Origin of the sequence: Mucilaginibacter sp. KACC 22773 (assembly GCF_028736215.1) — a bacterium.
Taxonomy (GTDB): Bacteria; Bacteroidota; Bacteroidia; order Sphingobacteriales; family Sphingobacteriaceae; genus Mucilaginibacter.
On the sequence record NZ_CP117883.1, the window covers coordinates 1,140,587 to 1,164,146 of the forward strand.

Below are 23,560 nucleotides of genomic sequence, written 5' to 3' on the forward strand. Positions count from 1 at the left end.
ACAGCTATATTAGCTGCACCAATAAATTACCGATGGAAAACACCGCCCAAACCGTTATGGAACAAGTGGTAAAAAAACAGCTTGATGCCTATAATTCAAAAGATATTGATTTGTTCATGACCTGTTGGGCCGACGATGCCTTGTATTATGAATTTCCGGATACGCTGCTGGCCAGCGGCGCTGCAGCCATCCGCGAAAGGCACCTGGTAAGGTTTCAGGAGCCAAATTTATTCGGTAAGCTGATTAGCCGAACAGTACTCCATAATAAAGTTGTCGACTTTGAGCTGGTATCCCGTACTTTTCCTGATGGGCCGGGCTATATTGATGCGCTTTGTATTTATGAAGTGGCAGGTGATAAAATTACCAAAGCCTGGTTTGTAATGGGTACGCCAATACGGGATACTGCCACGTGAACTGGATTGCCTTTAAACATAAAAGACCTGCTTTGTGGAGCAGGTCTTAGTTAATATAAGTCAGTCAATAGTTAATAGTTCGGCTTTATTGAATAGAGATGATTTTGTACAGTACCCAGTTGTCGCTTTCGTGCACACGCCTGTAGTTTATACCGCTGTTTACAATGCGTATGGCCGGGATGTACTTATTATTGAGCTGCGTATAGCCGGTAAATGGATTTTTTGCTGTGGCAATCAGAATATAATCATCATAGCGGTAAGGCGTTTCTATAGCACTTAAAAACAAGTCCTGGTAAGGCAGGGTCAGCTTTCTGATGTCGTTTGTAAATGCTGCAACCGGATAAGCTACGGCATCGTCCATGAGCACGTGCGAACTTTTGGGCAGGGTATTGATGTATCCAGCCATGTCCATAATTTCGGCCTGGTCCATATTATGCTTACCGCTGAAGAGCGTGGTGATAAATGCTTTTTCATCATGAATGAATGACCCCTTGAGGAATGCATAGCCCGTATAAAGCTGGGCGAGTACGGCAACCGACACAATTATTTTAAATACCTTTTGATTTTTAACTACCAGCGCTTTAAAAGTAAGGCAAAGCAATGATAGCACCAGGAAAATGAGATAGTACTCGTAGGTAATATATAGTTTATCGTATTTGATATGTAAAAACTCGATAAAAGCGAATGGGCTTAAAATGGTTAAAGCCTGGTAGGTGCTTTCGCGGAAAAGATATATAGCAACCAAAATGAGCGGGCAAAAATAAACAACCCTTACCGATACCAGTACCGAAAGCTCGGGCAACTGGTAATTGGTAGCGGCTGTGGTGATGTCATAATTAAGTTTATCAACCAATACATTCCAGGTTGCGTAAGGGCTTTCAATAAAGTAATTAAGATCGCTGGCGTGGGTTAAATTGAGTAGTTTATAACAAATGATAGATGCTATGGGCAAAATAAACAGGATGATATAAATAGCAAAGGTTTTGCTTACCAGCTTACGGCGCAATGATGGGCTGTTAAAGCTTAAAAACAGCCGGAAGATGGATTCCTTTTCGCCCAGGTTTAAGCTTTGTAAAGTAATGGCCAATACCAGCGGGATAAAGAACAGGCAAAGCCATACAAACTTATAATCGCAAAAAATAAGGGTAACCAGCGCTATACTGGCCAACGACACATGGAAGGTTGTATTTGACCGGTAAAACTTTAACAGGTTAAAAAAGAACAGGAAAAAACTGATAAGCACCAGGTAAATGGCCTTGCCCGATGTGGCCACATACAGCAAACCGGGATGTAAAAAAAACAGGGCTATTAAAAGGTAAAAATAAAAGTCGTCATTTGGTATGCGGGTGCGCAGCGTGGATGCAAGGATGTAAAATAAAGCGGCTGTACCCAACGCAGATGCTATTACCGGGGCCAGGAAAGTGCTGATGGAGCTAAATATGATGGAACAATAAAAAGGCAATAGCGGCGATGTAAGCCCCATTACTTTGATGCGGTTGCCAAGGCCTTCAAAAATAATTTTGGTTTTTTCGATATAAAAAATACTCTCCTGGTTATAATAGCCCAAATGGTTCATATAAATGCCGGCTGCCAGGTAATAAACGGCAAGCACTGCGGTTATTATAAACAGATATTGACTTTTAGAGATCCTCATTTTTTATTTAACAACGTTTGTAGGGTTATTAACTTTGCTTAAACCATGATTGGTTTTTTCCCAATAAAACGGATTGGTTATCAATTGGTATAAGCCCATGTAAGCGGCTGCCGAGTGCATTAACCAGTAAACGGGGTTGGCAAGGGCAAACAATATCAGTTCAAAATAGCGGCGTTTAAATACAGCCATCATGTTTACATATATCATCAGGATGTTGCCTACCATCAAATTAAATATAGCCATAAACAAAACCCAATCAGGAAACAGGGTGCGGATGGTTGAAAAATCAAATATTAGGTAACTGATAAATATGGCCAGCAACAGCGGGTAAACTAAAAACGTGGCCGATGTGGCGCCGATAAAAAAGTTAAAGCCTAAAAAGCCTTTAAAACCAATCTTTTTTATTAATTCGGCGGGATTGCGCATGTGCACCAGGTAAGTTTGCATATAACCTTTTATCCATCTTGAGCGCTGCCTTATCCAGTTAAAAGGCTCATTATTGGCCTCTTCGTAAGTGGTTGAATTGATAATGGCTATTTTATAGCCTTTGGCATAGGCGCGCACACCAAGGTCGGCGTCTTCGGTTACGTTAAAAGGATCCCAGGCACCAAGCTCAACAAGGGCATCCATTTTAAAGTGGTTGCTGGTGCCGCCCAATGGGATAGGGATATCAAGGGTATCTAATCCGGGTAGCATATAATCAAACCAATACGAATATTCCAGTGTAAACATGCGGGTAAGGAAGTTCTCGTTACGGTTAAAGTAGTTAAGTGCGCTTTGGATACAAATATAATGATCAGGCAGTTTGCCAAACAGGGTAACTACTTTTTTAAGCTGGTCGGTATCCGGGATATCCTCGGCATCATAAATGGTTAAAAATTTGCCTTTTGAAAAATGCAGGCCGTAATTGCAAGCCTTGGGCTTGGTTTTGGGCATGTGAAAAGGTACCACAATTACTTCAAATACAGCCGGGAAATCAAGGTTTTGAACAGCTTTTAATGTTTTATCATCATCTTCCTCAATCAATAGCTTTATATCCAGCATTTCGCGCGGATAGTCAAGACTTTGCAAGTTCCAAATGAGCTTTTTGATAAGCTTATCCTCTTTGTACACCGGCAATAATACGGTGTATAGCGGCAGGTCGGTATTAACAACATCGCGCACTTCATCCTTTGTTACGGCCTGGTGCAATTCAAACCGCGAGCCAACCAGTGCCAAAAATAATTTGAAGGTGATGGCAACCAGGAAAAACATACTGATAACCACATTGATGGCGATGGATGTATTTTTAAAATTCAAAACCATCCCGGCCGCTATGATACCCAGCAGTATAAACAGGAATGCCAGCTGCGGGGTTGTAAAAGTGGTAGAGGCCGAACTTTTAGGATCGCGCCTCATAAGCTCATAAACGGATGCTTTAACATACTTTTCGCCCAATAGTTTGTGACTAAGCCAGGTAATATCCAAATCATAGGCAACAATAATATCGGGTTCCATATCATAAGTAAACCTGACGAAGTCTACAAAAAGCTGGTCGGAAGGATCGGCCATAAGCGTAACCACCCGGTTGTTCTCGATACGCAGGGGTAGGGCAAGGTGGTCATTGGCAAATTTGAGTTCAACTTTTTTTAATACTTCGGTATCAAAAGCTTCCTCCCTTATTTGTTCAAAATGATAACCTGCGTTACTTAATGAGCGTTCATAGTTTTTGCGCGAAATGTAACCGAAGTTTAGCGCTATTTTAATATAGGCCATTCCAGATCTTTCCGCAAAACTTTTAATTTTTACCTGATCGCCTGGTGTTATAAACCCGTCATTAACCAAAAGTTCAGGAATTGAAATACTCATTATATATAATGTAAGATTAGTATCAAGTAGTAAGTATCAAGTAGCTAGTACTGAAGGCAGCTTTTGCAGCTATCTTACTACTTGATACTTACTACTTGATACTTAAAAAGTTAATCGTTAAACAAATCCTGTGACCTTTGAACTCTTGAACGAACGTACAGGAACGATAGCAATATCAATATAAGTATCCCCAGCAAAATGTAAAGGTTATAACTATCCCAGAAACGGGTTAAACCACTTTTAGTATCAATATACTCCAGGTTTTCGCTCGATTTATTGATATTAAACAGGTATTTGTTGGAGTTTACATCAGATATACATACGTTGCTTGACAGGGTTGAAAGCTGCTCGGTGATTGATTTTGACGCGGCCAGAAAAGCTTCGGCTATGTGTGTTCCGGTTGCGGTGAGTACCAGCGTGGCGTTATTGCTGCGGCCATAAAATATTTGCGCAAGCCCATTTGATACGGTATCATTTAAGGAGTATACTACAGTGTTATCGTCGGTTTTATATAGCCTGAAATCCTTGTCGAAGCGGATGGGGGCATCAGGAAATTCTTTCATTAACTTGTCATTTTTGGATAACAACGCAATGATATTATATTTTTTCAGGTCGTTTGACGGAAAATCGGCTGAGTAAGCAAACTCTGGGAAGTTGTTGGCGTTAATGTTGTTGTTTAGTTCATAAATAATTTCGCCCATAGCGCCGGCTGCGTATTTTGCATATTCTTTAGATACGATGATGCGTGTTGTGCCGGTATTAAATGCCTCGGGGTATTGGTAAAAGCTAAGATCGGTGGTTATAAAAGGATTTTTTGATTCCAGGTATGATTTGTCTACATCAACTTCGGCAAAAAAGTTGGTGAAGCTATCCTTGCAATGTCCACTGGTTGGGTAAAACCTGAATTCGGCTTCCAGCGTGTTGTACTTGTGGTGCTGATAACGGTTAATGGTAATGGCTGTATTTAATTTACCGGTACCATCAAGCTTTTCGCTGTTAATAAGCAGGCCGTTAAGGTATATATTAAAGAAACCACGGTCGCCTGCGCTTAAAGCGCTGTAATTGGCCACAAAACGAATCTCCACCTCTTTTGGAGTAAAACTAAAATCGCTGTTTTTAAATGAGTATGCACTTTTTAACGATCCTATACCCGATAAAAAGTCGGCTACACCGCCAATTTGTTTTAATGAAAGTTTTGAACGGTTTTCGTCGATAGTTTTTGAAAAGGTGTTTTGTGCTTTTTCTATCAGCAGGTAATCGCCAAAGGTCGAATTTAAAATATTCATGTTACCCAGGGCGGTAATGGCTTTTTCGTAGCCAGCATCGTCGCCGCCGGTTACAAATAAAATCTCTTTTGGCTGCATTTCCTGTGTTGCGGTTTTTACCGCTGTAAGTACACCTTTAACATCAACCAGGCGGGTATTGGTATCAGTAACCAAACTCATTGATTTATGCAGGTAAAATAAACCCTGGTCATTTTGTGGGGTTACTTTTATCAGTTGGCGTGCATCGGCATTCAACTTGCCAACCAAACCAACTTTAATATAGTTCCGTAAAGTATCGGGCATATGGGCTTCGTCATAAACCATAATGTCTCTGGTTTGTGTCTTTTTTAACCTGGAGTAGGCCCATGCAACCGCTTTAAGATCGGAAAGGGTTGGGTTTGCAGGGTAAACAATGGCCTTTTTTGAATCGAAGCAATTGCTAATGTTTACATTATCAAAAAAACCTTTATTGCTGCGCAATAATGATAGGTATGAATAATTTTTAATTTTCAGCCACATGCCCGGGTTGTCAAGATCGCGGCACTCATCATCGGTGATGGTTAGCAGTGTTTTAATCTGAATTTTAAGGAACTTATCGTTCGATAAATCGGCCCTGGTTAAGGTAAGTACTATTTTTTGGATAGAATCCTTAGTCATCCGGGCGCTATAAGCGGGTTTGTTGTTTATAACGATGTTAATGTACGAATGATCTTTAAGCAGGGCCTGTGAGGGCTCAAAAAACAACACCACTTTGCTTCCGTTCATCTCGGTAAGCGGCGTAATTTTAAAATAAAATGAGTTGGCACCGCTCATGCCGTATATCATATCATCATCGTGGCCCAGCGACTTAAAGGTTAAAAGCTGCTGTGCTTTTGACGCCGTACTAATAACAAATACAAAGGCTAAGAGGGAAAAAAATTTATTCATCTGATTGTAAATAATTAACTTATAACGTAAAATTCTACCCGGAAATAATTGCCATTTTCATCGCTGCGGTATGATAAATCGCCGCCCATTTCCTGGGCCATTAATTTGGCTATTGACAGGCCAAGCCCCAAACGGCTTTCGGTTATGCCCGATGTATCGTTTAATGTTTTTAATTTATTAAACATCATATCCAATTCGCTTTGCCCTATGGCAATACCTTCGTCAATAATTTCAAAAACAAAGCGTTGGCGCTGCAGGCTGGTTACGACTTTGATGGTATTATTGGTTTGCGAAAACTTAATGGCATTTGATAAAAGGTTTTGGAATACCTGCCCGGCAAATACTTTATCAAGTTTTACGTTTAAAGGCAGTTTTAATATGTTATCAACCAGGTGGATATTTTTCATTTGAGCGGTATCATACAGGCCCCTGAAAACATGCATTACCTCAACATTAATATCAAAAATCTCGGTGTTGAACTTAATCTCCGGCGATTCGATCTCTTTAACATCCATCAGCTTATTAAGCATATATTGCATTTTATCGGCCGATTCGGCTATGTAGCCCACATATTCTTTCTGATCATTGCTCAAGCGGTAATCCTCTTCTTTGATCATGTTGTTGCTCATGGTGATAGAACCGATCAGGTTTTTTAAATCATGCCCTGCTATATTAATGAAGCTGTTTTTTTGCTCATCCAGTTTGCGCAGTTCTGCATACTGTAAATCAATAAGGTTGTTTTTCTCGTTGATAGATGTATTTTGCTCCTTCAGCTGCTCGTTTGACTTCTCGATAAGTATTGCCGAACGCGCATCGCGCTTCATTATCTTAAAGCGGGTATTAGGCACAATACACGAAATGGCCGATATAATGAAAAAAAGCTGCCCGCCACCGTTTATCACAATATCCAGGTTGTACTCGTGCTGCATGTTAAAAAACACAGCAAGCAACAAAATGGCCAGCAAAAACTGGATGATTGAATGTATAGGCTCCCAAAAAACCTGTAGGTTAAAAAACAGTACAAGTGTAGCAAAAAGCGAATAATATATATTTAAATTGGACACTCCTACTATATTACAAAGCAGTGCCGATGTTACCGATAACAGTAACATACTAACATGTAACAATATGCGATAGTCGTATTTTTTGTATTGAATGTAAGTATATAAAGCATAAATTATAAGGCAGGTAATTATCCTCACAATAAAAAACTGTATCCAGATGTCGGGCGCGTAAATAAAATCGACTATGCTAAAAAGCGGGTAAAGAAATATGATCATCCAAACAATATTGTTGGTTTGGAACCATGCTTTTTTTGAGGTCTCTTTTATTAATTCTTCTTTTGTAATTTGAACAAACATTATTCGTTATCTTGAAATTATGATCAAAAATAAAAGCTTTAAGTTAATCGGTGTAAATGCTTTATTGTGAAAAATAAAATTATGTGTTATACGCGGTTATTATACTGTTTGTTAATATTATTATGTATAGCAACAACATGCCCGATTGCAAAAAGCAGTCCAAAAAATATGAACGCGCGTGCACTGGTCTTTAAACGGGCCGCAACCCTCAACAACGGCATTAGCTTTTCATGGCTCGAGCAAACCTGGAATAAAAATTCATTGAGGCAGGGCGCTATAAACGATACCGATTTTAAACTAATAAAAAGGTTGGGGTTTAGGAGTATCAGGCTCCCGGTAGCTTTTACATATTTTGAATCTGCAGGCGTGCCGGCTGCCGAAATATTGGAATACATTGATAACGTAGTTAAGCAATGCCATAGGTACGGATTTAAATTGGTATTGGATTACCATTATGGCAATTTAAATGATATAAACGGCAATGCCGAAACCGTTAAAATTATCACTTTGTGGACAAAACTGGCCAAAAGGTATAAACATATCGATGCCGGCGAGCTGTTTTTTGAGTTATACAACGAGCCGCCCCACATGAACCCCGATGTGTGGAAAGACGTAGCATATAACGTCGTAACCGCACTGCGAAAAGTTGATAAAACGCGTACATTTATCATAGGTGCCAGTAACTACAACAGTATATATGAGTTAAGCCGCTTTGCGCGGCTTGCCGATGATAACATTATATACACATTTCACTTTTACGAACCTTTCTTTTTTACCCACCAGGGGGCCAGTTGGGTAGGTAACCAGGTTGCCACAACCGGGGTATCATTTCCTTATAGTGCGGAAAATTTTCCAGCCCTTGATCCCAGGGCAAAAGGAACGCCGGGCGAAAGCAACCACGAAATGTATAAACGTGATGGTAACGAACAGTCGGTAAATGATAAGCTGCAAATTGTGAAGGCCTGGGGCGATAAATATGGCGTACCAATAATTTGCGGCGAGTATGGCGTATATAATAAATACGCAGATTTAGACAGCCGCTGCAGGTATATTAAAGCGGTAAGGGCGGCACTAAAAAAGCTGGGTATCCCAGGGATGCTTTGGGACTATAATGATTCGTTCTCGATATTCACGGGCAAGCCCTCGATGGATAATTTGCCTGCGTGTATGAAAGACGCAATAGCTTATTAAGCCTTAAAATGATGTAACTTTATTGTGGTTTAAATGTTACCTTTGAACACTAATAATTTGTTATGGAATTTTTTGTAGAAAAACGCAGGGAAGTAATGAGCCACATTGAAAAATTCATGCTCGAAAAGATGTATGATTTTTTAAAACCTGTTGATACGATATGGCAGCCCTCAGATTTTTTACCCGATTCTTCAAGAGATACCTTCTTTAACGAAATTAAAGAACTGCAGGAAAGCGCACAGGGATTAAGCTATGACCTTATTGCGGTATTGATAGGTGATACCATTACAGAAGAAGCGTTGCCAACCTACGAATCATGGTTAACCATGGTTGATGGTGTTTCAAAAAACGAAGAAGGTGGCTGGATGAAATGGACACGCCACTGGACTGCCGAAGAAAACCGCCACGGCGATTTGCTTAACAAATATCTTTATTTATCGGGCCGTGTTAATATGCGCATGATGGAGGTATCTACCCAATACCTTATTGCCGATGGTTTTGATATAGGCACCGGTACCGACCCGTACCGCAACTTTATATATACCTCTTTCCAGGAGCTGGCAACCAATGTATCGCACAGGCGTGTAGCATCGCAGGCCAAAAAAGATGGCGATACTTTATTGTCAAAAATGTGTGGTGTAATTGCAGGCGATGAGGCCCGCCACGCCAAGGCTTACAAATACTTTATCGAAAAAATATTTGAGGTTGACCCTAACGAAGCCATGATAGCCTTTGAGGATATGATGCGCAAAAAAATTGTAATGCCGGCCCACTTCCTGCGCGAAGTAGGTTTAAAAATAGGCCAAACTTTTGGCCACTTTACCGATGCCGCCCAGCGTTTAGGTATTTACACCGCAATTGATTATGTTGACATATTAAAAGAGTTGATTGAAGACTGGCACATCGAAAGCGTTACCGACCTTAACGAAAGCGGCGAAAAAGCACGCGATTATATCATGAACCTGCCCGGCCGCTTACTACGCGTTGCCGATAGGATGAAAAACCCGATGCTGGAGTACAAGTTTAGCTGGATAAACGGATAAGTTTTTAAACCGATAAGATTTTTAAAGAGACGCATTATATGCGTCTTTTTTTGTTTAGGGGGTGGTTTGAAAATATTTACCTTCAAAAAGACCCATTGTCATTTAATATTCCTACTCCACCTTAAACCCTGGTTTAACATACCCGTCGGCCACATAGCCATCCGGAATCTGGATATGGTTGCCATCCCGTAACGATGTATAATGCGGCGACATGATCTCGACCCCCGCCTCGTTAAACTTGTCCTGTATGTTTTGGTGTAATCGCGAATAGATGGCGGGCATTTGGTTTGATAAGGCTGTGTATGCATTCAACTGGTAGCTCACGTTAAAATCGTTTAATTCGGTTTGCAGTACAAAAGGTTTTTTATCGGCCATAATGCCTTCGGTGGCTTCGGCTGCGCTGATTAAAAGATGATGTACCGTTTGCCAGGACACATCGTAACCAATGGTAACTGTGGTGTTCAATATCAGGCCCATTGTATTAGCCACGGTTGTATAGTTGGTGGTGTGGCCGCTTAATATAGTGGCGTTGGGTATGGTGATATCTTCATTTTTGATGGTGCGCAGGCGCGTTACCAATAAGTTTTTTTCTACCACATCGCCCATAACTTCGCCTACTTTTATGCGGTCGCCAATTTTATAGGGGCGCATATAGGTAAGTACAATTCCTGCTACCATGTTGGATATAGCCGACGATGACCCCAACGAGAACAATATTCCCAGGAACACAGTAACACCCTGGAAAATTTTGGAATCAGACCCTGGCAAATAAGGGAATATCACCACAAACATAAATGCGAAAAGCAACACCCTGATGATGTTATAGGTTGGCATGGCCCACTCGGCATAAAAACCTTTGATAGTAAAATTGCCCAGGGCTATTTCGTTGGCTATAAATTTTACCAGCTTAACAATGTAACGTGTTACCAGGTAAATAACCGCAATAGTAAGCAGGTTGGGGATATAATGCACAATAGCAAGCAATATGCTTTTAAACGGCGTAATCACATAGCCAAGCAACTGTACCGATATTGGTTTCGACGAAGGGAAAATATAAAACAAAACCGGGAGTGCAAGATACACCAGCATAATAATAACAATGATGCGTGCTATGCGCAGCAGGCCGGTAATAACGGGCAGCAGCCGGTGTGCGTAAACCACGGGCGCGCCCTGCGATGCCAGTTTATCCATCCGGGTTTCCCAAGCCGTTAATAGTTTCAGCTTTAACCATCGCGAGGCTTTAAATAGTGCCCAAATAAGCGCTATTAACAGTATAATAACGGCTATAGCTTCTAAAATATTAACTATAACCTGTTGGGTGCCATTATTGGTAAAGTAGTTGCCCAGTTTTTGTTTAAGGATGAGTAAATAGCTGGCGGCAAGTTGCGGGCGGTTAAGCTCGGTAAAAGTAGCGTCCTGGTTATTTACGGCCATCACAATTTGCGAGTTATAATAAATAACCGATAATGTGCTGTCGTTTTTTAAAGTGAGCGAATCGGGATTAAAATCCATCCGTGCTACAAGGGCCTCTATCCGTTTGGTAACTATGGCGGCACGTTCCTGCACGTTAAACAAGCCCTGGCCGGCATAAAATTTAAACAGCGTATCGCGCTTAATGATAACAGGCTCGCCCCGCAAAGGCGCAGTGGCCGGGCCTTTGGCTTTAACAGGCGCTTGCGCGTTCAGGTTGACAGATGTTAATAAAAAACAGATCAACAGGTACCAAATATTACGCATAGGTAGTTTTTCTGTTAAAGCTAAAAATTATATTTCAAATTTTCGCTTAGCCTTCCTGTACAAGGTCGGTGCCGTACTTGCCAGCCACATCGGCAAACAGGTCGTTCAGGATAGATTCCACCGTGAGCGAATTTACATCATCCACATAATGCTCATTACGGGTAATATGCAGTTCGTGATCAACTATTTCCAGCTTAAACAAAACACCTTGGTACAAATCGGGCTGACTTATTTCAATAACATCATTATGCCCGTTAATGGTAAAATTAATATCAACCTGCCTGCGTTCGTGAAAAAGCGTGTTAAGCTTATGCTGCAATATGTTAAATAACTCGTGAATATGTATTGGGACGTGGAGTGTTATAATTTTCATGGTAATACATTTGTATTGTTTAATATTACAAAGCACTTTTGTTATTGTTTGAGCATCCAGGTTAAGGAAGGCGGTTATACTCACCCGCCCGACGCTGCGCTGGGGCACGCTTCTCTCTTCACCTGCGGTGGAAAGATGGGCTTGAACAATGTTAAAAGAATTAATAACAATATAAGCAAACTTTCAAGGCCCTCTTTCCTGCGCAGCAGAAGAGAGGGTGACGAGTGCAGCGATGTCGGGTGAGTCTGACCGCCCTGCAATTGAACTATTAACATCATCTCCTATGAACTACAAATTACTCGGCCGGTCGGGCCTTAAAGTTTCTGAACTGTGCCTGGGCACTATGGGTTTCGGTACCGAAGGCGGCTGGGGTGCCGATGCGGCAACCAGTTTTGCCATTATGGATGCCTACGCCAACGCAGGAGGCAATTTTTTGGATACCGCCAATGTTTACAAGCTGGGCACCAGCGAAAATATCATAGGCGATTATATGAGCAATCACGACCGGGATTATTTTGTGCTGGCAACAAAGTATACCCTAAAAGATAACGTAACCAATCCGAACGCATCGGGCAACAGCCGTAAAAACATGATGCGTAGTGTAGAGGAAAGCCTGAAGCGCCTTAAAACTGATTTTATTGATGTTTTATACCTGCATATATGGGATAATATTACCCCCATTGACGAGGTGCTGCGCGCCATGGACGACCTGATAAAACAAGGTAAAATTACCTATGCCGCTATAAGCGATACGCCCGCATGGGTGGTAGCCAAAGGCAATACCCTGGCCGAACTGATGGGCTGGAGTCAGTTTATAGCTTTACAGGTTGAGTACAGCCTGCTTGCCCGCACAGCGGAGCGCGAGCTGATACCGATGGCCAAACATTTTGGGATGACGGTTACCCCCTGGGCCCCGCTTGCCGGAGGTGCGCTTACCGGTAAATATTTAAAAGGTGATAAAGGCCGCATAAAACCCGAAAGTAACCGGCTGAATGCCCGCGCCGAAAAGATTACAAAAGTAGTGATGGAAGTTGCCGCCGAACTGGGCGTATCCGAAAGCCACGTTGCCCTGAACTGGACCCGCCAGCAATATTTTTCGTGTATCCCAATTGTGGGCGCCACCAAGGTAGATCAGTTGTTTGATAATTTAAAAACCGTTGATGTAGTTTTAAACGCAGATCAGATGAAACGCCTGAGTGATGCCAGCGCCATTGAATTAGGTTTCCCCGGCGATTTTTTTAACGAAGAAGCAGTTAAAAATAACAGCTTTGGCGGGTTTTATGACAAGGTGGAGAAAAGGTAGTAGGTTAACAAAAACAGATGGCCAAATAATATCGAATAATAAATTTTGAATGTCCAACATCGAAGTTTTTCCTTCATTATTCGATATTGGGCATTCAGTGTTCAATATTTAAATTGTTCGTAATCCCATAATTTAGTGGTATTTATAATATAGCATGGGGTTACTTAATGGTTTCATTGTCGTTTGTATGAGTTTCGTGATGTGCATGGTGCTCACGACGCACATCGACGTTTTCATCTTGTTGCCTGGTGTGTTTCCGGTCGAGGTAGCGCCTTAGGCGATTGAAAGCATGTTGTGCTTTTTTGATAAAACGCGAATCCCAATGATCAAACTTACCCATTAATGCCATGGTCCCGAATATGAAGAAACCACCCACAATTACAATAACAAAAACATGCAGGCCGTTTATAAAAAAATCTCTCATGATCATTATTAGTTAACTGTACATTCAATAGCAATACACATGCCCCTTTTTTGCAAATGCAATTGCCTTAATAGTGCGTGTAAAAGTACAGCCGGGATATACACTAATAAATGACCATGATCACTCAAAACGTTTTAAATATCCGGGACTTACCAATTCGCCATAAAGGATGTAGGCTGGTTCATCAAGGCTAAACCAGGGGTTTTCCTGGTATTGGAGCAGTTGGATGCTTTGCGCAGGCATATAGCTTTGTGCCAGCAGGAATTTTTTATGATGGGCCGCATCTTCTACCACATTCATCACTATAAAACAATGCCCCGGCGAACCGCCTTTAATAAACACATCGCCTGTTTTTAAGGATGATGGATTACTTACGGTTTTTAATTCTTTTTGCAGCGATAGGGTGCCGGCATAACTAAATACCAGGGTCATATACCGCATAAAGTTATCGTAGCCATAGTCTTTTTTTGCTTTCAGTATCCAATGATCATTACTGTAACGGTAGCCATTGGCATAATGCACAAAATCGCAACGGAAACCACTGGTAAAGTTGAAGGAGATTTTATCGTACTTCTTTTGGCTATATAGGTACTCGCCGCGGAGGCGCATCACAGCATCGGCGCATTGCTGCAGGTCGTACTGGCCAACGCTCAAATCAACTATGCCCGCAGTATAAGCTTCGGTGCGGGCCACCTTACCTTGATAGGTGAGGCATTGCGACCCGTAAGGTTTAAGCGGTACCGTCTGCAGCCAGGCACTGAAGCTACCGGGTGACACTGCACTTTGTTTATAACCAGCAGGGGGCTTAAAACGGGTAATAACATTGTCGGTTTTTACCGGGCTGCTCATCAACCCCAATACCATGAGCATTAAAATAACTCTCATAATGTTTTAGCTTTTTTTAATTGCTGATAGGGGTTAAAAGGCACAGGGATATCATCAACCAGCCTGAATGCCGAAAAATGCAAATGTGTTGGCGAGCGTTTTTTATAAGCGTTGTAGCCGGTGCGGCCAACTTCGGCTATTTTTTGGCCGGGTTTAACTTCTTGTCCAGGAGACACAAAAATTTTACTGTTATGTGCGTAATAGGTAATTACTCCTGATCTCGCGAAAAAATCTTCCATTGAGGCATTTCCATTTTTACGGGAACCATAAACAAAATGGTAGATCCAGATATATTTCCCACCACGAAGATCGCTATTGGTCTCCCATGTGTTGCTGCAGGCGATCACAATACCGTGATCTATGGCAAGTACATCTACCGGTTTATGAGAGTGGTCGTCGATACAATCCTGGTTTTTATCATTTATAAATATATCATGTGCGGGGTGAGCACCGTGTTTGTTGCCATCAAGGTAATGGTAGCCTTTATCTGAATAGCCATCGCCATTGCCTCCAATCGCATGGTAATTGTATCCCTTTAACGGAAATATCCACGTGTCATTTAACTCATCTATCTGGCTGCGCAAAAGAAGCCATTGTGTAATATGGTGCGTCAGCTGTTTGACAGCTTTTTGAACTTCCTCTTTTTTTACGCCTCCACGCAAAACTTTGGTGTTGAGATTGTCAAAATTCCGATAAACTGGAATAGTATCCATCCGTTCGGCATATTGTTCCTCTTGCACTGATATAACAGGGTAGGGGTCGTAATTTTTGACTTCCCCCAAATTAAATGAAATCTTTTGAATGTTCCACGGATTGCGGAACACACTTTTGCGTTTCCTTGCAGGGGCAAGTACTAACGATGGGTAGGCCATCGTATCTATTTCACGCGCCCAGCAACTGGTTAATTTGTATCTTAATTCAGTTGTATCATGTGTTTGCGCAAAACCGCAATACCAATACAAAAGTAATCCAACAAACAATACAATTTTTCGCATAAGGTTTATCTCGAAAGATATAACTAAATATCTGCCAGAATATTATCCCTCAATTTTAATATCGTATTTGGCCAGCAGGCCAGGCAAACCGTGGAGCGAGAACATGGCTTTTTTAATCATATTATCATCCGGGTCGATGGTGTAGTTGTAGGAGCTGCGCAGGTCGGCCCCCTTCAATATGGTGCGGCTGAAAAAGGCCCGGTTAAGGTTGCAGTTGATGAATTTAGCTTCAGTTAAATCTGCTTCGGTGAGGTCGGTCTCCGTCATAGAGCAATCGGTAAACCGGCCTTTTTTGTTTTTCTTTTTGTAGAAGATGGCGTTATCTAAAATGCAGTTCTCAAAGTACACCTCGAACAGAAAGTCGCGGGCTTTGCCAAAGTTTAGTCCGCTTAGTTTGCAATCTTTAAACCTGATGTTTTGAAAGCCTGTATCAGTGGCATCGGCCAGCGCCAGGTTGCAGCCATCAAATACACAGTCGATAAAAACCAAACCGTACAGGTTGGCATGCGACAGATCACAGCTGATGAACTTACAATTTTCGTACGTATGGTTGCGCCCCGTAAGCTGCGCGGCAGGGGCTTTGGTAAATGTTTCGTCCTCGTAATGCATAGGATAGTAGCAAGTATTTAGTATCAAGTATCTTGAGAAGTATCTTGAGAAGTATCAAGTATCAAGATTTTTTTGGATATCCGAGCGCAAAATCTTAAATAAAATGCAAGGTGCTTGATGGGGAAAATTGAATTAAATGACAATACTTTTTAAAAGTCTTGATACTTGATACTTGCTACTTGATACTAATTTATTTGTAACTTTTCGCACCAAAAGTATTCTTAACAGAAAAGCTCCTGCACATGCATCCAAACTACATTTTAGTGATCAATGGTAAGCCCGAAGGGCCTTTCAGTATTGATGAACTAAAAGCCAGAAAAATAAAACCTGCCGACTTTGTAAAAACGCCCGAAATGCCCGATTACAAGGAAGCCCAGGAAATTGCCGAACTGCGGGACCTTTTCGGCTTTGCCAAACCCGCCCTGCTTATGCAATATTTCGGCAGTTTCGACCAGCGATTGCTGGCTTCGTTTTTAGATTGGTTTATCGTTTTCGGCGCATTTGTGGTGGTTATTTTTGTGGTGGTATTATTGATATTGCAGGATAAAGAAACGCGTATGGCTGCCAGCTTTGGCTTATTGGCCTGCGTACCATTTGCCAAAATTATTTACCATATGGTGATGGAGAGCTCGGGCAACCAGGCCACCTACGGCAAGCAGATGCTTAAAATAAAAGTGGTTGACATGAATGGCGAACGCATTACTTTTGGTAAAGCCGTAACCCGTAACCTGTGCAAAATATTTTCGGTACTTACGTTTTTTATCGGCTACCTGCTGGCCTTTTTTAACAAGAAACAGCAATGTTTACATGATATGATGGCCGGCACGCTGGTGATTAAGGAGAGGTTGTTTTGAGGGAGGGGCATTGGTTCGCCCCCTAAAATATAAATTTTATCCTCACCATAACTTAACCGCCCATTAATTTATCATTTACGTCCAAACAACTTATTCCCCAACATAATCGTTAAATTTGCAGCTTATTAATTATCCGCTGCATGAATACTGATGCTGTTAAATTGCTGCAAGGCCGTTATTGTAATTCGTTAACCCAATATTCGCGTTTTGTTACCCGCGAGGTAAATATTGGCGATGTGCCCATGGGCGGCAATAACCCCATCCGCATACAAAGCATGACCACTACCGATACCATGGATACCATGGGTACCGTTGAGCAATCTATCCGTATGGTTGATGCGGGCTGCGAGTACGTGCGCATTACCGCGCCCAGCATTAAAGAGGCCAAAAACCTGGCCGAGATAAAAAAACAGCTTCGCGCCCGTGGTTACAATGTACCCTTGGTGGCCGATATCCACTTTACACCAAACGCCGCAGAAGTGGCCGCCCGTATTGTCGAAAAAGTACGCGTTAACCCAGGCAACTATGCCGATAAAAAGAAATTCGACCAGATTGATTATACCGACCTGGAGTACCAGGGCGAACTGGAACGCATTTACCAAAAGTTTGCGCCGCTGGTAAACATCTGTAAAGAGTATGGCACCGCCATGCGCATTGGCACCAACCACGGTAGTTTAAGCGACAGGATCATGAGCCGTTATGGCGATACCCCGCAAGGGATGGTTGAATCGGCTATGGAGTTTATGCGCATGTGCGAAACGCTGAATTATTATAATTTGGTGATCAGCATGAAATCGAGCAATCCGCAGGTAATGGTGCAGGCCTATCGTTTGTTAGTTGAAACCATGGTTGCCGAAGGCATGAACTATCCCCTGCACCTTGGCGTAACCGAAGCCGGCGACGGCGAAGACGGCCGCATAAAATCAGCCGTAGGTATAGGCACCTTATTGGAAGATGGCCTTGGCGATACCGTCCGCGTATCATTAACCGAAGAACCTGAGGCAGAAGCGCCCGTGGCTATCGAGTTGGTGAAGCGCTACTCTTTGAGGGAGAAGGAGGTTAAAGGCGAAAGGTTAAAGGCAAAAGGCAATGAGAATATTACCGATAAGAACCTTTCACCTTTCACCTTTCACCTTTCGCCTCAAACCCATAATCCCTACGAATACAAAAAACGCCACACCTACGAAGCTAATGCTTTCATTGGCGGGCATATGGTGCCAAGGGTGGTGCTTGATCTGTCAAAAAAGAACCTGAAAGATCCGGGTATTATGGCCGATGCCGGTTATATCTACTCGCCCTTGCTGGATAAATATAACATGGCCGAGCAGTCGGTTGATTTTGTTTACCTGGCTGATGAGTTACCGTCGTTTAACCTACCCGGTAACTTAAAGCAGTTGTATAACTACCAAACCTGGTTAAAACTGGCCGATAAAACCCTTTGTCATCCATTATTTACACTGAAAGAATATATCGGGGCCACCAACAAAACGTCAGTGTTAAACCTGGTGACGCTGTTTCCGGAAGATATTGATTCGGAAGAATTTGGCTCGTTACCGTTTGATAATTCGCTGGTGTTTGTTTTAGAAACCAACGCCCTGCATGGTATGGCCGATCAACGCAGCTTCTTCTTCAAAATGGAAGAACTGGGATTGGATGTGCCGGTGATTGTGAAAAGGAGTTATGCATTTGAGTCCGAAAGTCCGGAAGTCGGAAAGTCCGAAAGTGAAGCTGATCTCAGATCTCAAATCTCAAATCTCACATCTAAACTGCAGCTCTACGCCGCCACCGACCTTGGCGCTTTGTTAGTTGATGGCTTTGGTGACGGTATCTGGATTGAGGCACCTGAGGTTGATACCAAAGTGATCACTTCTACCGCCTTTGGTGTTTTGCAGGCTACGCGTTCACGTATTTCCAAAACAGAATATATCAGTTGCCCAAGCTGCGGGCGTACCTTGTTTGATTTGATGATTACTACGCAGATGATCCGCAGCCGCACAAGTCACCTTAAAGGCTTGAAGATTGGTATTATGGGCTGCATCGTAAATGGTCCCGGCGAAATGGCGGATGCTGATTATGGCTATGTTGGTTCGGGCACAGATAAAATCACCCTTTACCGTGGTAAAGAAGCCGTAAAGAAAAACATCAGCGCAGCAAACGCTTTAGATGAGCTTATAGGCATCATTAAAGACGACGGTAACTGGGTTGAGCAGGAATAAACCTAATGTATGAGCGATAAGATCACCGTTTTAGATATCCCATCAACGCTAAAAAAGCACCTGGCATCGGCAGGTGATCATGCGCCCGATTTTGGAATTATTAACGATGGCTGGAACCAGGACGATTTTGCAGTGCTCAATAATCAACCGGGGCTTACACATGGCCTGCCTGTTAAAACAGATTATTACTCGGTGATTTTATGTTTAAGGGGCAGCTGTAAAAAAACAATCGGCCATTTTGTGTTCGAGGTGTATACCAATTCCATCCACCTGGTATCGCCCCAGTTTATAACTTCCTATGAAGATGCCTCGCCCGATTTGTTATTGTACGAGGTGTTATTTAAAAAAGAATTCCTGACCAATAACCTGCTTAAAGAAAACATACTGGATAACCTGCTGGAAGTAAATCCCGATTATCCGCCAATCTATGGCCTGTCGCAAAAAAGCTGCGCTTCGCTAAAAGCCCTTTACGAAAAAATAAGCGACGAAAGTCGGGATAAAGGCGCTTTTCACTTACCCATCCTACGATTGCTGTTAACGGATTTGCTTTACGAAATGAACCGGGCTTGCGAAAACTGCCTGCTGCATTCAACCCGCCACCTTAGCAAACAATATCAGCTGGTTTATAAATTTAAAAAACTGGTGGAGGATCAGTTTCTCACCCTTAAAACGGTGCAGGAATATGCCGATGCCTTGTTTATTTCAGCAAAATATTTAACGGAAATTGTAAAGGCCGAGACTGGCCAAAATGCCCTGCATGTTATCCATAACCGGATGTACCTGGAGGCGCAATACCTGCTCTCGTCATCCGGTTTGAGTATCAAAGAAATTGCCGAGCGGCTGAACTTTGATAACAGTTCGCATTTCAGCCGTTTTTTCAAACGTTTTGCAGGTAATAATCCTTCGGAGTTTAAGCAGCTTCAATAAAATCCTCTCCAATTTATCTTGCCCAAATCACCGTTATGACTATCGGCTGACGGTAATAACCGGCCTCAGGAAAAATTGGTTGTTAAAACCGATTTATTGAGATTGATGCGCCCTGCTAAGCGCAGTACCTTTGATATGTCAATCAAACAATACGGTCATGAAAAAGGAAAACATCGAACTCATAAAAAGCAGGTTACTGCAATTGTACTTTGGTACTTACCAGATATTAACTATCATTTACAGGTAATAGTAAAGCTTAAAGCACAATGCTCAAGGCTGAAAGCCGATATCCTGTTGGGACAGCGGTTTATATATTAAGGCATCAGATAATTAAGAACTATAGGTAACAAACACTACAAAAACAAGCAGCCGTTAAAAGGCTTCACTATATATTGGTACATAAAAAAGGGGCAGACTTATAACAAGTTTGCCTTTTTTGTTTAATTGATGGCATCTGTAAAAATAAACAGGGTCACCTCGCGCTCCCCTGAGTATAATTAAAAAGCATCTTTATATAATTTTTGATTTAGTGCAAATGAACACCCCTCAATTCTGTTTTTCACGTTTAGCTCTTTTTTACTTTGAAGGATGCAGCAAGCATGTTGCCGTCGCTTATTGGTTTGCCAGTTGTCATTAAAAGGTCCAGCATGCTATTGAGCTTTTGTTGTACTTTTTTGTTGCTCACATTTATACGGGCTTTAATGGTTTCGCTGTAAATAAGGTGCTTATCATTATTATAAAACCTTACCGTTTGGATGCCCGGGTTGTTAATGTTGCTTTCCACAACCCAGGTAGCGGTGTTATTGATTTTTGTTTGGGCTATGCTGCCTGCAGCCGCCATACAAATAATGGCAAGTGTTAATATGGTCTTTTTCATGTCGTTTATTTTTTAAATCTGGTAACTAAATTACAGGCCGGGTAACACTTTATAAACCAATAGCGTCATATAGCAGGATACCGGATACAAACAGCCTTGTGGCATACATAAATTGCATTAATGTGCAAAAACATGCCGGATAAACCTGTTGAAATGCGTTTTGTCGACGCCGGCGTGTCATCCGTCGATGAGTGTACTAAATGGTTCATCCTTTTGATTGACTATAAGTAATTTAGCTATATGAAACAGCTTGCCGATTTTGATGTTGCCCAATTTAAAATGCCAAGGCCCATGCAGCACATATTGTTTTGGCTAATCGTGAGCTTTATCATAACACTGATGTATTCGGTACCAACCAATTTCATGGTATCGCTACGTAACAATTTTATTTTTATGTCTATCCAGATAGCCTACTATTACGCTATAGCTGGCTGGCTTATCCCTAAATACCTGTTCCCGGGCAAGTACCTGAAGTTTTGTTTACTGGCATTGGGGGTGTTTGTATTGTCGGTTGTTGTTACCCGCATTGTTGGTATTTTGTTTGTAACGCCCTATACCATTCGTATGATGCACCTTACCGAAGGCGACTATTTTGAAGCCTCACGGCGGCCGTTTTTAGTGAAGCTGTTCGATTTACAAAACATGATCAACGCATTAAAAGGCACCAACCTGGTAATAGGCTTTGTATTGGCCATTAAGCTTTTTAAAATGTGGTATAAGCGTAAACAGGCTACTTTACAGGCAGAACTAAATGCGCTGAAAGCGCAGGTACACCCTCACTTTTTATTTAATACGCTAAATAATCTTTACGCTTTAAGTTTAAACCAATCTGCAAAGTCGCCGCAGCTGATCCTTAACCTGAGTAATATTCTGCGTTACATGTTATATGAATGTAATACCGGCGAGGTATTGTTAAGCCAGGAGATTACAATGCTGCAACAGTTTATAAGCCTTGAAAAACTGCGTTATGAAGATAGGCTGGATATCAATTTTAATATTTATGGCGATACTGATGGAAAGCTGATAGCTCCATTGCTAATGTTGCCCCTTGTTGAAAATGCGTTTAAACATGGTGCCGGCGAGCAAATGGGCGATGCGTGGATTAACATCAATTTATATGTTATGCGCGATGAGCTTAAGCTCAAAATATCAAACAGTAAAGCAGCGGGCGCAAATAAAGGTGCCGGCAAAACCGGCAACATCGGGCTGCAAAACCTTAGGAAACGGCTTGAACTGATATACCCAATCACCCACAGTCTTAAAATAATGGATGACAATGATACTTTTCTGGCCGTGCTCGATCTCAGGCTTAATTTTGCACCTCAAAGCCCATCTAAAATAAACACTCATGAAATTGCGTATACTCATAGTTGACGACGAGCCTTATGCCATTGAAGTGATGGAGAATTACCTGCGCAACTTTGATGATATGGAGATTGTAGGTAAATGTAGTAACGCCATCCAGGCCTTCCAGTTGTTGCAGCAAAAAACTGTTGATTTAATGTTTTTAGATATTCAGATGCCTGGAATAACAGGTATTGATTTTTTAAAGACCCTTAAAAATCCACCCAAAACTATTTTTACCACCGCCTACAGCCAGTATGCCCTTGATGGCTTTGAGTTAAATGTGGTTGATTATTTGGTTAAGCCCATACCGCTTGACAGGTTTATGCGCGCTATTGATAAGGTTTACCAGCTTAATGGCAACAAAGCCAGCGCAGGCGACAACTATGAAAAAAACGTTGGCGATACCGAGGCATTCCTGTACCTGAAGGTTGAACGTAAAACCATTAAAATAAATGTAAACGATATTTTATGGGTGGAAAGTTTGCGTGATTATGTTAAGGTAATAACTACGGGTAACGCTTATATCAGCAAACAAAAAATAAGCCTGCTGGAAGGGATGTTGCCTGAAAATAAGTTTGTGCGTGCGCACCGGTCTTTTATTATAGCCATTGCGCATATCAGTTCCTTTTACGCCTACAGTGTAGAAGTGAACGGGCACGAATTGCCCATTGGCCGCAACTATAAACAGGAAATGCAGAAGCGGTTAAAGGCCGATAATTTTCATTTTAGATAAGGGTATCACACTTTTGTATTGACTACCGGCGCTAATAAAGCCTGTCATGAACCAGCTTTTAACTGAAAGTAACCGGCGTGGTATAGGCTACCCTGCGCGCAACGCCGTTTTGTGAGCCAGGCTTCCATTTGGGCGAAAGTTTGATAACACGTACCGCCTCTTTATTGGCCTCGGCGCTCAGCCCTTTAATTACTTTAATATGGTTTAGTTTTCCGGTCTTCTCCACAACAAAATAAACTAAAACTTTGCCTGATGCACCTTTTACAGGGTGTAATTTCGATTTAATAAACGCGGTAAGCTTTTCTTGCCCGCCTGGAAATTGCGGCAACACTTCAACTGGTGCCACTGTAACGGTGTTGGTTTTAACTGTATCCTTTTGTACAAGGGCAAATGAGTTTTGCGCTATAAGACAAAAGGTAAAAATTGTGATGATTGGCGCAAGGTTAAATTTCATATTCACTGGTATTAAAGTAAATTCTGCATTGATATTTTATCTGTAAAACCCTACCATAACAACAAAACACGCGCTTTGTTGGCATACGGGTAATTTGTTTAATTGGATAGTATGTTATTTAGCT

Annotated in this window: 21 protein-coding genes; 9 read left to right on the forward strand and 12 right to left on the reverse strand. The window is 41.9% G+C overall.

Features of this window, described 5'->3' with window-relative positions; all coding sequences use genetic code 11:
- The first annotated feature begins 32 nt into the window (after positions 1-32).
- A complete protein-coding gene (locus PQ469_RS05045; protein ID WP_274211963.1) occupies positions 33-413 on the forward strand; it encodes a nuclear transport factor 2 family protein in 381 nt (126 codons plus the stop codon).
- Positions 414-498: 85 nt separating this feature from the next.
- Here the strand turns inward: PQ469_RS05045 and PQ469_RS05050 are convergent, their stop codons facing one another.
- The 4 genes from PQ469_RS05050 to PQ469_RS05065 all read right to left on the reverse strand — a co-directional run bounded on the left by PQ469_RS05050 (position 499) and on the right by PQ469_RS05065 (position 7,468).
- Entirely contained in the window at positions 499-2,067 is a 1,569-nt protein-coding gene (locus PQ469_RS05050) for a hypothetical protein (protein WP_274211964.1), read from the reverse strand.
- A gap of 3 nt (positions 2,068-2,070) precedes the next feature.
- The gene (locus PQ469_RS05055) at positions 2,071-3,915 is read right to left on the reverse strand and encodes a glycosyltransferase (RefSeq protein WP_274211965.1); all 1,845 of its coding nucleotides are present in this window, start codon (positions 3,913-3,915) and stop codon (positions 2,071-2,073) included.
- A 110-nt stretch (positions 3,916-4,025) separates the two neighbouring features.
- The gene (locus tag PQ469_RS05060) at positions 4,026-6,107 is read right to left on the reverse strand and encodes a cellulose biosynthesis cyclic di-GMP-binding regulatory protein BcsB (protein ID WP_090653294.1); all 2,082 of its coding nucleotides are present in this window, start codon (positions 6,105-6,107) and stop codon (positions 4,026-4,028) included.
- Positions 6,108-6,121: 14 nt separating this feature from the next.
- A complete protein-coding gene (locus tag PQ469_RS05065; RefSeq protein WP_090653295.1) occupies positions 6,122-7,468 on the reverse strand; it encodes a sensor histidine kinase in 1,347 nt (448 codons plus the stop codon).
- 168 nt (positions 7,469-7,636) lie between these two features.
- On the opposite strand from PQ469_RS05065, the gene PQ469_RS05070 reads away from it, so the two are divergent.
- Both PQ469_RS05070 and PQ469_RS05075 read left to right on the forward strand, forming a co-directional pair.
- Positions 7,637-8,659 carry a glycoside hydrolase family 5 protein gene (locus tag PQ469_RS05070; RefSeq protein ID WP_274211966.1) on the forward strand — a complete coding sequence of 341 codons (1,023 nt, stop codon included), beginning with the start codon at positions 7,637-7,639 and terminating at the stop codon, positions 8,657-8,659.
- A gap of 62 nt (positions 8,660-8,721) precedes the next feature.
- The gene (locus PQ469_RS05075) at positions 8,722-9,702 is read left to right on the forward strand and encodes an acyl-ACP desaturase (protein WP_090653297.1); all 981 of its coding nucleotides are present in this window, start codon (positions 8,722-8,724) and stop codon (positions 9,700-9,702) included.
- Between the two features lie 111 nt (positions 9,703-9,813).
- On the opposite strand, the gene PQ469_RS05080 is transcribed toward PQ469_RS05075, so the two are convergent.
- Together PQ469_RS05080 and PQ469_RS05085 are read right to left on the reverse strand one after the other, a co-directional pair.
- Entirely contained in the window at positions 9,814-11,439 is a 1,626-nt protein-coding gene (locus PQ469_RS05080) for a mechanosensitive ion channel family protein (protein WP_274211967.1), read from the reverse strand.
- Positions 11,440-11,485: 46 nt separating this feature from the next.
- Positions 11,486-11,812 carry a hypothetical protein gene (locus PQ469_RS05085; protein WP_274211968.1) on the reverse strand — a complete coding sequence of 109 codons (327 nt, stop codon included), beginning with the start codon at positions 11,810-11,812 and terminating at the stop codon, positions 11,486-11,488.
- 283 nt (positions 11,813-12,095) lie between these two features.
- Between PQ469_RS05085 and PQ469_RS05090 the strand changes: the two genes are divergently transcribed.
- Positions 12,096-13,115 carry an aldo/keto reductase gene (locus PQ469_RS05090; protein ID WP_274211969.1) on the forward strand — a complete coding sequence of 340 codons (1,020 nt, stop codon included), beginning with the start codon at positions 12,096-12,098 and terminating at the stop codon, positions 13,113-13,115.
- A gap of 160 nt (positions 13,116-13,275) precedes the next feature.
- On the opposite strand, the gene PQ469_RS05095 is transcribed toward PQ469_RS05090, so the two are convergent.
- The 4 genes from PQ469_RS05095 to PQ469_RS05110 form a co-directional block, all read right to left on the reverse strand.
- Positions 13,276-13,539, reverse strand: coding sequence for a hypothetical protein (locus PQ469_RS05095; protein ID WP_274211970.1), 264 nt, complete (start codon positions 13,537-13,539; stop codon positions 13,276-13,278).
- 120 nt (positions 13,540-13,659) lie between these two features.
- The gene (locus PQ469_RS05100; protein WP_274211971.1) at positions 13,660-14,424 is read right to left on the reverse strand and encodes a DUF4846 domain-containing protein; all 765 of its coding nucleotides are present in this window, start codon (positions 14,422-14,424) and stop codon (positions 13,660-13,662) included.
- On the reverse strand, positions 14,421-15,419 hold the full coding sequence (locus PQ469_RS05105) for a M23 family metallopeptidase (protein WP_274211972.1): 999 nt from the start codon (positions 15,417-15,419) through the stop codon (positions 14,421-14,423). The genes PQ469_RS05100 and PQ469_RS05105 overlap by 4 nt, the downstream gene beginning before the upstream one ends.
- Before the next feature lie 42 nt (positions 15,420-15,461).
- A complete protein-coding gene (locus tag PQ469_RS05110; protein WP_147053016.1) occupies positions 15,462-16,028 on the reverse strand; it encodes a pentapeptide repeat-containing protein in 567 nt (188 codons plus the stop codon).
- Positions 16,029-16,270: 242 nt separating this feature from the next.
- Here PQ469_RS05110 and PQ469_RS05115 point away from each other — a divergent pair, with 242 nt between their 5' ends.
- The 3 genes from PQ469_RS05115 (at position 16,271) to PQ469_RS05125 (ending at position 20,025) form a co-directional block, all read left to right on the forward strand.
- Positions 16,271-16,882: an RDD family protein gene (locus tag PQ469_RS05115; protein ID WP_274211973.1), complete on the forward strand. Its 612-nt coding sequence runs from the start codon at positions 16,271-16,273 to the stop codon at positions 16,880-16,882.
- Between the two features lie 140 nt (positions 16,883-17,022).
- Positions 17,023-19,098, forward strand: a complete 2,076-nt coding sequence (ispG, locus tag PQ469_RS05120; protein WP_274211974.1) for a (E)-4-hydroxy-3-methylbut-2-enyl-diphosphate synthase — start codon at positions 17,023-17,025, stop codon at positions 19,096-19,098.
- A 9-nt stretch (positions 19,099-19,107) separates the two neighbouring features.
- Entirely contained in the window at positions 19,108-20,025 is a 918-nt protein-coding gene (locus tag PQ469_RS05125) for a helix-turn-helix domain-containing protein (protein ID WP_274211975.1), read from the forward strand.
- Between the two features lie 565 nt (positions 20,026-20,590).
- On the opposite strand, the gene PQ469_RS05130 is transcribed toward PQ469_RS05125, so the two are convergent.
- Positions 20,591-20,902 (reverse strand): hypothetical protein, encoded by a 312-nt coding sequence (locus tag PQ469_RS05130; protein ID WP_274211976.1) that lies wholly within the window; start codon positions 20,900-20,902, stop codon positions 20,591-20,593.
- A gap of 240 nt (positions 20,903-21,142) precedes the next feature.
- Here PQ469_RS05130 and PQ469_RS05135 point away from each other — a divergent pair, with 240 nt between their 5' ends.
- Both PQ469_RS05135 and PQ469_RS05140 read left to right on the forward strand, forming a co-directional pair.
- Positions 21,143-22,276 carry a sensor histidine kinase gene (locus tag PQ469_RS05135; protein ID WP_274211977.1) on the forward strand — a complete coding sequence of 378 codons (1,134 nt, stop codon included), beginning with the start codon at positions 21,143-21,145 and terminating at the stop codon, positions 22,274-22,276.
- Positions 22,251-22,982, forward strand: a complete 732-nt coding sequence (locus PQ469_RS05140; RefSeq protein WP_090651348.1) for a LytR/AlgR family response regulator transcription factor — start codon at positions 22,251-22,253, stop codon at positions 22,980-22,982. Before PQ469_RS05135 ends, PQ469_RS05140 begins: the two co-directional genes overlap by 26 nt.
- A 58-nt stretch (positions 22,983-23,040) precedes the next feature.
- On the opposite strand, the gene PQ469_RS05145 is transcribed toward PQ469_RS05140, so the two are convergent.
- A complete protein-coding gene (locus PQ469_RS05145; protein WP_274211978.1) occupies positions 23,041-23,436 on the reverse strand; it encodes an energy transducer TonB in 396 nt (131 codons plus the stop codon).
- Positions 23,437-23,560 lie beyond the last annotated feature (124 nt).